The organism is Allorhodopirellula heiligendammensis, assembly GCF_007860105.1.
GTDB lineage: Bacteria > Planctomycetota > Planctomycetia > Pirellulales > Pirellulaceae > Rhodopirellula > Rhodopirellula heiligendammensis.
Map to the genome: position 1 here is coordinate 2,255,693 of NZ_SJPU01000001.1, position 13,506 is coordinate 2,269,198.

Annotated in this window: 8 protein-coding genes; 4 read left to right on the forward strand and 4 right to left on the reverse strand. The window is 57.9% G+C overall.

The window, feature by feature from the left end; translation table 11 throughout:
- Positions 1–109: 109 nt before the first annotated feature.
- From Poly21_RS08550 to Poly21_RS08560, 3 genes are all read left to right on the forward strand, one after another.
- Positions 110–3,226, forward strand: coding sequence for an error-prone DNA polymerase (locus Poly21_RS08550; protein ID WP_146406430.1), 3,117 nt, complete (start codon positions 110–112; stop codon positions 3,224–3,226).
- A gap of 2 nt (positions 3,227–3,228) precedes the next feature.
- Positions 3,229–3,957, forward strand: a complete 729-nt coding sequence (locus tag Poly21_RS08555; protein WP_146406431.1) for a phytanoyl-CoA dioxygenase family protein — start codon at positions 3,229–3,231, stop codon at positions 3,955–3,957.
- A 199-nt stretch (positions 3,958–4,156) separates the two neighbouring features.
- Positions 4,157–5,422 (forward strand): anti-sigma factor family protein, encoded by a 1,266-nt coding sequence (locus tag Poly21_RS08560; protein ID WP_146406432.1) that lies wholly within the window; start codon positions 4,157–4,159, stop codon positions 5,420–5,422.
- Between the two features lie 14 nt (positions 5,423–5,436).
- On the opposite strand, the gene Poly21_RS08565 is transcribed toward Poly21_RS08560, so the two are convergent.
- Positions 5,437–7,722 (reverse strand): alpha/beta hydrolase family protein, encoded by a 2,286-nt coding sequence (locus Poly21_RS08565; protein WP_146406433.1) that lies wholly within the window; start codon positions 7,720–7,722, stop codon positions 5,437–5,439.
- Positions 7,723–7,944: 222 nt separating this feature from the next.
- Here Poly21_RS08565 and Poly21_RS08570 point away from each other — a divergent pair, with 222 nt between their 5' ends.
- A complete protein-coding gene (locus Poly21_RS08570; protein ID WP_302118133.1) occupies positions 7,945–9,495 on the forward strand; it encodes a sulfatase family protein in 1,551 nt (516 codons plus the stop codon).
- 75 nt (positions 9,496–9,570) lie between these two features.
- On the opposite strand, the gene gatB is transcribed toward Poly21_RS08570, so the two are convergent.
- The 3 genes from gatB to Poly21_RS08585 form a co-directional block, all read right to left on the reverse strand.
- Positions 9,571–11,067: an Asp-tRNA(Asn)/Glu-tRNA(Gln) amidotransferase subunit GatB gene (gene gatB / locus Poly21_RS08575; protein ID WP_146406435.1), complete on the reverse strand. Its 1,497-nt coding sequence runs from the start codon at positions 11,065–11,067 to the stop codon at positions 9,571–9,573.
- Between the two features lie 135 nt (positions 11,068–11,202).
- Positions 11,203–11,991 carry an ADP-ribosylglycohydrolase family protein gene (locus Poly21_RS08580; protein ID WP_146406436.1) on the reverse strand — a complete coding sequence of 263 codons (789 nt, stop codon included), beginning with the start codon at positions 11,989–11,991 and terminating at the stop codon, positions 11,203–11,205.
- Positions 11,992–12,057: 66 nt separating this feature from the next.
- The gene (locus Poly21_RS08585; RefSeq protein WP_146406437.1) at positions 12,058–13,356 is read right to left on the reverse strand and encodes a Gfo/Idh/MocA family oxidoreductase; all 1,299 of its coding nucleotides are present in this window, start codon (positions 13,354–13,356) and stop codon (positions 12,058–12,060) included.
- Positions 13,357–13,506: the final 150 nt, after the last annotated feature.

Consider the following 13,506-nt stretch of genomic DNA (forward strand, 5'->3'; position numbering starts at 1 on the left):
ATGCTTCCCAGCGCTATCTCGCGGGACTACGCTGGTAATTTCATATCGGACCGGCGACTGATGTTCCTAGCAGAGGGCTGTCGTCCTTAGCGGGACGGTCAACATTTTCATGCAATATGTCGAACTCCATTGCCGTAGCAATTTTTCGTTTCTCGAGGCCGCCTCGCACCCCGATGAATTGGTGCAGCGCGCCGCCGAGCTTGGCTATGCGGGTCTCGCGTTGACGGACCGCGAGTCCATTGCGGGTGTGGTGCGCGGGCACGCTCCGGCCAAAGAACTCGGACTGCAGTACATCGTTGGGACCGAGGTGCATCCCATCGATGCACCCGCGATGGTGCTGTGGCCAACCGATCGGGCGGCATATGGGCGTATGTGCCGATTGCTCTCGCTAGGACGCATGCGGTGCGAGAAGGGACGCTGCGAACTTGGCTTCCACGACATCGCTGCATTCTCCGAGGGCATCTTGGCGGGCGTGATAGTGGACTCCAGCAGCGATGAGGTCGCGCTGAATCACTCACGATCCTTTCTAAGAGGGCCGTTTCGGGATGTGTTCGACGATGGCGGATACATGCTGGCGTCGTTCCATCGAGGTGTTGACGATGCTGGCAAAGCCGCTTGGCTGCGTGATCTCTCGCTGGCGTGCGACGTGCCGCTGCTGGCCAGTGGTGATGTGCGTTATCACACGGCCCAGCGGATGTTGCTGCACGACTGTCTCACCGCGATCGCCAACCACAGCACCATCGATGATATCTCGGCCGAGCGGCTGCGTAACAGCCAACATCACCTCCGCACCTTGGACGAAATCAGCGAGCTGTATCGCGACGTTCCCGACGCGATCGCGCGAACGGTTGAGGTCGCCTCACGCTGCAATTTCAGTCTCGATGAGCTTCGCTACGAGTATCCCGTCGAGCTTGCCCCGCCTGGCAAAACGCCGATCGAGCACCTCAAACGTTTGGCCTGGGAAGGAGCTCAACAGCGCTGGCCCGAGGGCGTGGCTCCGCGTGTGATCGAGATGCTGCGTCATGAATTCGCATTGATCGAGGAGCTGCATTACGAGGCATACTTTCTGACGGTATGGGATCTGGTTCGATTTGCTCGCTCGCAAAAGATTTTGTGCCAGGGCCGGGGCTCAGCGGCCAATTCCGCGGTCTGTTATTGCTTGGGGGTGACCTCTGTCGATCCCACCCAAACCGACCTGCTGTTTGAACGTTTCATTAGCCGAGAGCGCAACGAGGCTCCCGACATTGATGTCGATTTTGAGCACCAGCGGCGCGAAGAGGTGCTGCAGTATCTATACGATAAGTATGGCCGTGATCGAGCCGGCCTGACGGCCACAGTGACGACCTATCGCTCCAAGAGTGCGATTCGGGAAGTCGGAAAATCACTCGGGATTTCGCCGGACCTGATCGACGCCGTCGCCAAACTGGCAGGCAGCTATAGCACGGAGCCCGAACTGCCGCAACGCTGCCGAGATGCGGGATTGGATCCCGACACACCGCTGGGCAAACGTTTTTTGTATCTCACCCAGACGCTCGTTGGGTTCCCGCGACATTTGTCTCAGCACGTTGGTGGGATGGTGATGACGGCAGGGAATCTGTGTGAACTTTGTGTTGTCGAGAATGCTGCGATGCCAGGCCGGACGGTCATTCAGTGGAACAAGGACGACCTCGACGAGCTCGGCATTCTAAAAGTCGATGTGCTGGCGTTGGGGATGCTATCGGCGATTCGCCGATGCTTTGAATTGGTCCAAGAGCACCACGGTCGCAACCTAACCCTCTCGACGATCCCTGCCGACGATGCAGCGACCTACGACATGATTTGTGCCGCAGACACGATGGGGGTGTTCCAGATTGAGAGCCGGGCGCAGATGAGCATGCTGCCTCGACTCCGCCCACGCTGTTTTTACGACTTGGTCATCGAAGTTGCGATCGTTCGCCCGGGCCCCATTCAAGGCAACATGGTGCACCCATTCCTCGCCGCCCGAGAGAACCCGGATGCGGCGGTCTACCCTAACGACGCGGTGCGGCGGGTACTCGAGAAAACGCTGGGCGTACCTATTTTTCAAGAGCAGGCAATGCGGCTGGCCGTGGTGGCCGCGGGCTTCACGCCCGGCGAAGCCGATCAGCTTCGCCGCGCCATGGCGGCCTGGCGACGCCCAGGAGTGATCGACCGTTTTCGCGTGAAGTTACTTGAGGGAATGGCCGCCAATGGGTTGAGCGAAGACTTTGCGAAGCAGGTGTTCCATCAAATTCAAGGTTTTGGTGAGTATGGGTTCCCAGAATCGCACGCGGCCAGTTTCGCACTTCTGGTTTACGCGTCCTGTTATTTAAAATGTCATTTTCCAGCCGCATTCTGTGCGGCATTGCTCGATAGTCAGCCGATGGGGTTTTACGCTCCAGCGCAGCTCATTTCCGATGCGCAGAAACATGGAGTTTTCGTCCACGGCGTGGACGTCAATCACAGTGATGTCCGTACGCGTTTGGTCGCAGACGCGGCCCGATCGGGGCCAGCGATTCGCCTGGGATTGCAGATGATTCGAGGGCTCGCCTCGGCCGCAGCGGAGCGGATTTGCCACGCCCGTGAGTCTGGAGGGGCATTCACGGACCTAAACGACCTGACCCGCCGGGCGGACCTGCCACGGGGTGTCATCGCGACACTCGCCGATGCCGACGCACTGGCGTCCATCTCTGCCGACCGTCGGGCGGCGGTCTGGCAGTCTCTGGCGACGGACAATGCGTCGACGTCGATGCCGCTGCTGGCGTCCCTGGAACCGGACTGCAGCGTTCCCGCAGAGCTGATGTCCATGTCTCCAGTCGAAGAAGTCCACCGAGATTACGAGACGACGGGATTGAGTTTGAAAGCTCATCCGGTATCGTTTCTCCGCAGCCAGTTGGCGGAACTGGGCTGCCGTGCCGCGGGCGAGCTGCCGTCGCTGCGTGATGGACGGCATGTTCGCGTGGCAGGAATCGTACTGATGCGACAGCGTCCTGCAACCGCCAAAGGAATTACATTCGTAACGATCGAAGACGAAACAGGAGCCATGAATTTAGTGATGTTCGCCGCGGTGTGGAAACGTTTTTTTAAGGTCGCACGTGCCAGCAATGCATGGATCGTCGATGGCAAGCTGGAGAACCGCCAAGGCGTGATCCATGTGATTGTCGGTCGCGTCGACGACATGAGTGACATGATGAATAACCTGCCGACCACCACCAGGGATTTCCGCTAGCCATGCCAACGAGACTGCTCAATCGCTTTGGCTATCGGATTGTCCGTGAGGTTGTCTCACCGGCAGATTGCGAGCACCTGGGCGACGCAATCACCAAATTACTAAGCGCAGACGCCGTCAGCCGAATCGAAAACCGACAGGGAGACATTGTCGGCGGTCGCAACTTGATCGAATACGACTGGTTGTGGGAACCCTGGATTCGCAATATCCAGATTGCCCGCATGATTCGAGACTACGCGAGTCCCAAGGCATGCGTGGTGAGAGTGCTGTATTTCGATAAACCGCCCGGCCAGGGCTGGGCGTTGTCGCTGCATCGCGATCGCACGATTGCGGTGCGTGAGCATCACTTGCTCCCCGCGCCGTTCGCCAAACCGACCTGTAAAGCTGGTGTCCCCCATGTCGAGGCAACCGATGAAGTCATGTCGCAGATGCTGACATTGCGGCTGCACTTGGATCCAATGCGGGCGGATAACGGTCCACTGTATATCGTGCCGCGATCACATCTCCCACCCCAAAACGGTGGCATCGAGCCAGCCGCAACCGAGGGGATCCAGACGATCTACTGCCGCGCAGGTGATGTATTCGCGATGCGTCCGCTGCTCAGCCATGGTTCCCATGCCACGGATCCCAATACGGAATTTCGCCGCCGCGTGCTACATGTGGAGATTGCCCCCCGGGACCTTCTGCCGGCGCCCTACCAATGGCACACGGCCAAGCTGCTATCATTGTAATAGCGTCGCGACGCTGATTGAAAACCCAATACACTTTTGGGGCGTAGGTTCTCAAAGCGATCCGAACCGCCGGGGGAAGACCTCCGTAGAGCCAGGATATCACCGTGTTGCTGGGCACTCCTGGCCGAACGTGAACGCCTGACGCCACCGGCTCGGTGAGCCCGCGACTTCGATCCCCTCTTTCCAGGTTGACTTGCTGATGCAAGAAGATTTACTCGGCTACCTGCTCGGTGCTCTCGAGCCTGACGAAATGCGTCGAGTTGAGCAATGGCTGCGCGAGGACGCCGAGGCCCGGCGGGAATTGGCTGAATTGGAGCGTGTGCTCAAGCGTCTCGAGGAAGCAGATGGTTTCGTTGAGGAACAGGCTCCGAGCCCTGCCGATCTAACCCCACCCGCGGATCTGGTTTCACGAACGTTGGCGAACCTGCCTCCGTTGCCCCCCTTCAACCCCAGTGCTAACCCTGAGAAGGCAGAGCAGAATGAGGCGGATTCTGAAAATGAGGTGAGCGACAGCGATTGGGAGTTGCCGCATGCCTCGGCGCAAGTTTTCAGTGATCTCTCACTCAGTAGCACTCATGAAGAAAGCGGGGCCCAATCCTGGAATCTGCGTGATTGGGGTGCATCCGTCGTGGCGGCGATCATTCTCTTGGCGATCGCACTGCCGATGCTCTTCGAAGGTCGATTCGCGGCCCGCAAGATTGCCTGTCAAAATAATCTGCGAGAGCTGGGTGTTGCGATGACGCAGTACGCCGACCGCAATGCGCAATCACGCCTGCCCTCGGTCGCGCCGACTGGCTACCAAGCATTCGCGGGCATTTACGCTCTGCTACTCCACGAGGCTGGATTGCTCGATCGTCCCCAACAAACCCTTTGTCCGTCGATCGGCACCCGTAGGTTCGAAGCAGTGAATTGGCCGTTGAGCTTGGCACCACAGGAACCCAGCGTCGCCCAGCGAGTACCGCCGATGTTCGTGACCTTGGAAACTCTCGACGAAGTCGGCCGGGAATTATCGCTCGCCCGCAGCGGCACCGTTGGTGAGCCCGGTAATCGACACCGCTTGAGGCTGGCGATTGATAATCTACATGGGATCCAAATGAAATCTGGTGGACACTATTCTTACACGCTGGGCGTTCGCGATGAGGGACGGTTCTCGTCGCCTCGATTCGAATCGCGATCTCGGTTTGCGGTGATGAGTGACGCTGTGATCGTACGAACCCATGCTCCCAATCCCACGACGGCCAGTCACGCCTCGTATCGATTTAACGTAATCAGCCACGGTGGGCGGGGCATCAACCTCCTCTACGAAGATGGCCATGTTGGTTTTATACCCAGTGGTTCGTTGGACCGTATTCCCGACAATCCCCTCGTCAACCACGAAGGGCTACTAGAAGCGGGTGTGACGGTCGATGACGCGTCACTGGGGCCGAGTTGGCAGCCACCGTTTATCCACGCGAGCCAACGTTAGCCGCGAAACCAAGATTACTTGGTGGGCGACGTCACGAACTCAATGAGTTCCTTCACAGGCAGCTGGTCGTCTGCCGGCTTTAATCGCTGTAAATTTTCAGCTCGGCCCGTGAGCGCATACATCTGATTCGCCCGACCTTCGATGCTCTCGGTATCGCGGATCAACAGCGCACGCGGTGCCGCCAGCACCATGAGTGATTCGACGTCGCCATACTTAACCGCCCCCGGCACAAAACTCGGTGAGGCATACGAATCGGCGTGTATGAATCGGAACCCATCAAGCATCACGGCCGCTTTGGCCACCTCTTCCTCCGTCAATGCTGCCGCGGCGAGTGCCACCGGAGCCGCGGCGCCCGTACCGAGGATTGACACGGATTTCGCGTCCTGCTGACTGCAGTAGGCCAGCAGATCAAGTGCGTCGGCGACTTGATCTGCCATCCAGGTGCGGTTGTAGCCAAATGTGAATGCAGCGAAGGGGCGTGGGTCGGCAATCACGCGTTGCCGATCAGCGGTGTTGCCATCGCAGGCAAGCTCTCCCTGGCCGAACAAGTCGGGGACGATCAACTCGCCTCCAAAGCTTATCCATTGCTTCACGAATTTTCGCTCGTCTGATGACATCTGCTCGAGCGATTGCTTGCCCCCGTCCCGCAACCACACCAACACATGCCGCTGCGATGCGTTGGAGCTGTCGTGGGTACTCGCACGCAGTGAGGCGAACGGGACCGCAGAATCTCGTCGCGAGTTGAGGAGCAACCCGGAGGTTACGTTCACTCCATCGAACGCCAGCACATCTCCCCGGGTCTCGACGTGGGACGCGTTCAGGTCTTCTGTAGAACTCATGGGCAGCGAGAGAATTGTCCGCCAAGCCTGTCCCAGCCGTGCTTGGTAGTCCGCCACCTGATCTGCGGAATTTGGCCACCACGCTTGAAGGCCCGCAGCTGCCTGCTCATCCATCCACTCGCAGACGGCTTGCTCATGCGAGACGCCGACCTGGGTGGGCTGCGGATGCTGCACGTTCCAAACCGCACCATCAGCGTCGGTGATCACAGCGAAGTCGTCCTCCACAATCGGCGTATCGATGCCCAGACCGAGGTGACCATTCATCCAGGGATACATGACACTGCGTGAGACATAATTGTAGTTGTGCGGGAATCTCAGCATATCCGCGCATTCAACGTTCTCCGTCTGGCCGAACAATTCGTACAATTGCTGCAGTTCGGGGTAGCCGTCATCGAGCATGTCTTTCGTCCAGTCATTCGCCGCCGTGCATGCCATCGGTCGCGGCGCCATGAGTGCGGCGAGTTCCACGTTGCCTGCCTCGACTCGCAGTAGCGAACAATTCTCGCAATAACATCCGCCCTGCATGGAAGTCGAGACCATGCCATTGGGAAAGCTAACTTTCACTCGTGGGTCGATCGCGCCGAGCAGAATCGTCTGCGTCCCGCCGCCGCTGCCCCCGGTCACGCCCAATCGCTCTGGATCGACATCGGCCAGACTCGCCAAAAAATCAAGGGCGCGAATGGCATTCCATGTTTGAAGTCCCATCACGGTTTGCAGTCGCAGTTCCGCATCCATACTGAACAGCGGCCATGACGTCGGCAGCGAGCCATCAGCGGGTCGCTGGTCTTCAGGTCGCAGTGCCGCGTGCTTGTGCACAGTGTCCTGGGAAATCTGCTGAGAGTCGCCATAACCGAGCATGTCGAACATGAATGTCACGCAGCCCATCCGCGCCAGCTGAGCACAGCGTGCTAGCTTCGGCGTTTGACCGGATTGCACAAATCGCTCCGCACCAGCAGCGATCTCCTTCTCAATCTGGGCGTCGGAGAATCGCTGCATCCGACCGCCGTGCCCGTGCGGACACAGCACAGCAGCGTGCTTACCATCCACTGGATTGCCAAGGTTCTTGCTAGCACCATCGGGACGGAACAACAAACCCGTGACGAAATGTCCGGGAAGACTCTCAAAATACACTCGCTCGACGGTAAATCCATCACGTTGCAAACGGCCGTGGATCACTGCATTGAGCGGTGTCCGTGCTGGCATCGGTGAGAGTCCCGTCGCCACCAAAATCGTATTTCGTAATTGGTCTGCGCGAGCCAACCACTCCTCCTTGGTAGCCGGAACTTCAAATGGAAAATGACCGTTGAGAGTTTGAAGCTCACCGAGCCGGCTGTCAGGCGGTCGCTGCCCATCGGGCATCACCTGAAGTGAAGAGGTGGTCTGACCACCTGCCATTGGCGCAAGTGCCGCGAATACGAAGGCGATGGCGGCATAGATTGCTAGCGTGGAACGAAGTCGCATCGGAAATACTCAAAGACAGTGAATGAAAATACCCAGCGGCCATTCTATGCCGATTACACACGGTTGGGTTGGCGCGCGTCGTGATGATGGCAACTTCGACAACGTCATGTGGGCTCCGCGGAGAGTCATCACCCCACTTCCCGACTCGTCTGTTGAATGTCGAGCTGGAGGGATCTATGCTGCGAGTCCAAATGTTCTCATTGTCTCCCGAGGTTTTCAGCCATGCAGTTTGTCCACGCGGCCACTCCCGTGATCCTCGCCCTCGCGTTGTCAACGCAGTTGGCAGCACCGAAGCGATCCGCAGCCGCAGAGCTCAAACCAACGGATCGGCCAAATTTTGTGTTGATCATCGCTGACGACATTGGGTTTCGCGATATTGGATGCTATGGCAGCGCGAACGCGCGGACCCCGCGTCTGGACGAACTCGCTGGCGAGAGCCTACGTTTGACCAACGCCTTTCTGACGGCGAGCAGTTGCAGTCCGTCGCGGGCGTCCATCATCACGGGACGCTATCCGCATAACAATGGTCCAGCGTCTGAACTCCACAAGCCGATCCCGTGGCACTTGCCTTCAGTAACGGGCGTCTTACGTGCCAATGGCTATTACACGGCGCTCTCGGGCAAGAACCACCTGTCGTGGGACGATGCACCCCAGGACGCGGACTCACCACCATCCGCCTTTGACCATATCGACCGAGGAATTAATAAAAACGCGTCCGTTAAAAATACCGGCGGGCACGGAAATTGGGTCCAGACGATTGAAGATCTTCCGGCCGACCAACCTTTCATGCTGTGGTTGGCCAGCTTCGACGCTCATCGCAATTGGGATGCAGACGGACAGTGGGACGAATCCAAATATGGACCGCAGCATCGGGGCGACGATCTGCAGTTGCCGCCCGCGTTCGTGGATACTCCCGCAACCCGCGATGACTTTGCATCCTACCTCAATGAAGTCACACGGTTTGACCACTACGTCGGCGAGGTAATCGACAAATTGAAAGCAGACGATTTGTGGAGCAACACGTACTTGTTCGTGTTAGCGGACAATGGCCGGCCCTTCCCACGCGGCAAAACACGCTTGAACGACGACGGTATGCAGACATTCCTATTCTTGGCGGGGCCGACCCTCGCGGCGCCGGGAACGGCGTCGAATTCATTGGTCAGCGTCATCGATATTGCTCCCACCATCTTAGACCTCGCCAAGGTGGATCGTCCGGAAACGTTTCAAGGCCGATCGTTGACGCCGCTCTATACGGACTCCCTAGCGACGATTCGCCCCTACGCATTTTCTGAGCACAATTGGCACGACTACGAAGCGTTAGGTCGAGCAGTCCGCGACGATCGGTTTTTGTATGTTCAAAACGATCGCCCGCAACTGCCCTCTCAGGGGCCCGCTGACTCGGTCCGCAGCCCCACGCATCAGGACCTCTTGAAGGCGGCAGCGAAGGGAAGCGCGCTGACCGATGCCCAGGCAGACGTCCTCCGAGCGCCGCGGCCTGCTCAAGAACTCTACGATCGCCAAACCGATCCATTTCAGACAAACAATCTGATCAGTTTGCCAGAGTACGCGTCGACCCGCGATCGACTCGCCGCAGCGCTATTGAAGTGGCGGGATGAAACGGGTGACTCTGCCCCGGACCGCATCACTCCCGACGGATTCGATCGCCAAACCGGGCTGGCGTTGAAGTTGGGCAAGAAAAAGCGTGCTGAGGCGAATCAGCCGCCACCGGGACACGATCGTGAGGCGACGCGTCGCAACGCCGAGGGCATCTAGAAGGTTGCCCTCGATCTCAACCGGGCCCTTGCGCTCACTCACGAGCAGGGCCTCCATGCGTCAGCCGAGTGGTTCCTAGGCTTCGGCGATCAGGTCGAGCAGGGTCTGCCGTACGGCTTGCGGGTTCGCGTTGGGATTCTTCCCCCGGGCCTTCCCGATCAATGCGCCAACGGCTTGCTGTTTGCCTGCTTTGACGTCGGCGATGACCTGTGGGTTATCCGCTAACAACTCGCGGCACAGTTCGAGCAAATCGTTGTCGTCGACCGACTCAATCCCAAGGGCAGCCAGGGCCGCGTCAACACTTTCATCGTGGTCGAGTAAATACTCAAACACATCTCGTGCCCGAGCATTGTCGAGTTTGCCATCAACGATCTTATGAATCAGCTCGCCAAGCCGAGTCGGCGGCACGGGAAATGACTCCACATCAACATCACGGTCCTTGATCGTCCGCATGACCTCTTGCATGATCCATGAGGACGCCTTTTTCGGATCACCGCTGCGTTCTGCGGCCGTTTCGAAATAAGCGATCATTGCGGGCCCTTGATTGACGATCACATCGGCATCATAGAACTTCAATCCGTATTGGTTCTGAAGCCGCGTCCGGGTGATGGCGGGCAATTCGCCGAGTGATTCCCGAATTTCCTCAATCCACTCTCGCGGCAACCGCACGGGCAGCAAATCGGGATCGGGGAAGTACCGATAATCTGCAGATTCTTCCTTTTCGCGCTGCGGGAAAGTCCGCTCACCAACATCGTCCCAACCGAACGTTCGTTTGGGAGCATCGTCAATGGTTTTTCCAGCATCCTCCCACTCGATCAGCTGCCGCTCAATCTCGTAATCGATCGCCCGCTGAACATTGCGAAAGCTATTGAGGTTCTTGACTTCCACGATCGGCGTTGCGACCTTCTTGCCATCGACATCGAGGTGCAGGTTCACATTGGCGTCGGCACGCAAACTCCCTTCTTGCATCTCGCAATCGGAGACATCCAGATGGGTGAGCAGCAATTTGAGCTCACTCAGATACTCTTTCGCTTCGGCAGACGACCGCAAGTCAGGCTGACTGACAATCTCCAACAAGGGAGTGCCGCACCGATTCAGATCGATCTTGGTGTCCAAAACTCCCGCTGACTCGTCGTGCATGCTCTTGCCCGCATCCTCTTCCAAGTGAGCGCGGAGGATCCCGATGTGACGTGTGGCGTCGGGGTCGGCAGGATCGGCGATATTGAGGTATCCATCGGCACAAATTGGCAGATCAAATTGGCTGATTTGATAGCCCTTGGGCAAGTCTGGATAAAAATACTGCTTGCGGTCCCACTTGGTCAGCGGGGGAATCGAGCAATTCAACGCCAGGCCCGTGCGTACCGACAGGCGAATGGCCTCGCGATTGATCACCGGCAACGCCCCCGGCATTCCCAGACACACCGGACAGACCTGGGTGTTCGCGGGCATCCCGAACTGGGTCGTGCAGCCACAGAACAGCTTGGTCTTGGTCTTCAGCTGGGCGTGCACTTCCAATCCGATGACGACGGTCACGGGGTAGCGGTTCGCGGCGAGGCGGTTGGATGTCGACATGAAGATTCGTGAGAGAGAGACATGATGAACGCAACACCGCGAAACATACCAGACTGAAAAAACGGAGAACAGGCTTCGACCGCGTCGCCGGGGAGCTGAAACGCCTTGAGCTCCTCAATTCAACTGAGAAGCCGCTTATACCAGGGCGATGGGAGGGCACGGATATGCCAGGCGAAACTCTTGTACGCTACCGAGGAACCCAGGGTCGAGCCGCGCGCTGGCAGACGACCAGATGGATGCGGGAACGCCTTGATAGTACGGCTCAGCGATCGCGCCGGCGATGCACGCCATGGTGTCGGAATCACCGCCAAGAGAGACCGCGAGGCGAATCGCATGTTCGAAGGAATTCGAATCAAGAAATGCCGTGATGGACTCGGGCACCGACCCCTCACAAGAAACATCGAATTCGTAATAGGGGCGAATTTCGTCGATGGATCTCGAGAGATCGTAACCGATCTCGGCATCTACGAATCGCCGAACATCGTCCTTCGAACCGCCCGTCCGCGCAATGAAAACGCAGCCAGCTGTCGCCATCGCCCCAAGAATACCGTTGGGATGATTGTGCGTGACCCGGGCACTCTGCTCGGCAAGGTCGAGTACCTCCGCAAGTGTATCGGCTGCGTACGCCACCGGCGACACACGCATCGCCGAACCATTTCCCCAACTGCCGTACGGCTCGCGGTCCCGTCCACCCGCCCAATGAATGAAAGTGCCACCGTAGCCGGCCCGGGGATAGCGGTCGACGTACTCATGAAAATAGTCAACCAGGTCGCCACCGAGCCGCATCCAGTCCGCGACAGCAACCGTCAGCACGGAATCATCTGTGAATCGCGAGTCCGGTGAAAACAGTTCGAAATCAATGTACTTCGTCGGAGAGCATTCAAAACGCGAACCAACGATGTCACCAACAATGGCGCCGATCACGTGCGATCCCCCATCTCGAAGTTACGAAGTCGACGATGTCGTTAGAACACGCAGCCCGCTACCGCTCTATATCTCCCAGCCCTGACGATACGGCGTACGAATGAGCGACTGCGCTTTGGGATTGTCACCGGTGGTCATCGTGGCGGCGTCCCAGCTGAATCCGCCAGCGCGATAGGCAACATTGCCGAGCAGTACGGACTCAGCCATGGGGCCGGTGTAGTCAAAGTGACAAGTCGATGCGGGGCCGCCTTTGCATGCGGCGATCCATTCATTGTAAAAACCGGGAGAATCGGGAACAAAGGGTTCGGGGGCCTTGAAGTCCGCAAACTTCTCTTCTGGATACAGTTTCCGGCTGCCAAATCCACATACTAAAATCCCGTCGCTGCCCAAGAACACCGTATTCATGCCTTTGCCTGAGAGACCATGCTGCTGCAGTAAGTCTGTGGGCGTTCCCAGGTACCAATGCAGATCAATCGGTGCATCTTGATTGTTCTCATTGAAACGATAGGTCACATGCATCGACTTGGGCGTTCGCAACTCATCAACGGGAGGACCGCTAGCGTCAACACGCTCGGGATGCTTTAGGCCGAGTGACCAATAGGGGATGTCCAAGATATGACAGCCCCAATTACCCGTTTCACCGGTTCCAAACTCCCACCAAAATCGCCATCCGTACGGACAGATCGTGGGCTCGTATGGAAAGAATTTTGCCGGGCCAACCCATAAATCGTAATCCAGCGTTTTGGGCACCGGGGGTTTGGAAGTCGGCACGGCAGGCATACCTCGGTCTCCCCCGATCCAACTGTGCACCTCACGGACTTTGCCAATCGCTCCAGACTGAACCAACTCCACGACACGATGCATATTGGGCATCGCATGCCGTTGATTGCCCAGCTGGGTGGCAATCTTTTTCTCCCTCGCGAGATCACACAGCGTGCGTGTCTCGAACACGTTATGTGCCAGCGGTTTTTCGAGATATACGTTCAGATCATGTTCCATCGCGATGTACGTCGGATGAAAATGGGTATGGTCCGGCGTGCTGATAACGACCCCATCCAGTTCGCCGCCAATCTTGTCGAACATTTTGCGGTAGTCGGTGTACCGGGTGACGTTCGGGAACTTTTCAAACGTGCCGCCGGCCCGGACTTCGTCGACATCGCAGAATGCCACCATGTCTTGGCTCTGGACGCCTGATACATTGGCAGCACCACGCCCCCCCACACCGATGCATGCCAGCCTCAGTTTTTCATTGGGACTCTCCGCCGCCGAAATACGACGCGGCGAAGCACCATGATAGAAGGCCAACCCGGCGGCCGCGGCCGTGGACGTTTTGAGTATATCGCGGCGAGAATGTTTGACTGTCATGGTTCCATCGGTCTCGAAATGGGAGGTAGACGTGTTCGGCAGCACTTGCATCATAACACGCAAGATTGCCGTAGTGAATCTTGTGAGCGTTCCTGTTTAGCTATTCGTCAAACCTGGCCTGATCGCGTCACTTTGAAATGCAAAGGACAC

What these genes read in the sequence shown, in the direction of transcription:
- Poly21_RS08550 (WP_146406430.1), top strand. Translation starts at nt 110, where the DNA reads ATGCAATATGTCGAACTCCATTGCCGTAGCAATTTTTCGTTTCTCGAG.
- Poly21_RS08555 (WP_146406431.1), top strand. Translation starts at nt 3,229, where the DNA reads ATGCCAACGAGACTGCTCAATCGCTTTGGCTATCGGATTGTCCGTGAG.
- Poly21_RS08560 (WP_146406432.1), top strand. Translation starts at nt 4,157, where the DNA reads ATGCAAGAAGATTTACTCGGCTACCTGCTCGGTGCTCTCGAGCCTGAC.
- Poly21_RS08565 (WP_146406433.1), bottom strand. Translation starts at nt 7,722, where the DNA reads ATGCGACTTCGTTCCACGCTAGCAATCTATGCCGCCATCGCCTTCGTA.
- Poly21_RS08570 (WP_302118133.1), top strand. Translation starts at nt 7,945, where the DNA reads ATGCAGTTTGTCCACGCGGCCACTCCCGTGATCCTCGCCCTCGCGTTG.
- gatB (WP_146406435.1), bottom strand. Translation starts at nt 11,067, where the DNA reads ATGTCGACATCCAACCGCCTCGCCGCGAACCGCTACCCCGTGACCGTC.
- Poly21_RS08585 (WP_146406437.1), bottom strand. Translation starts at nt 13,356, where the DNA reads ATGACAGTCAAACATTCTCGCCGCGATATACTCAAAACGTCCACGGCC.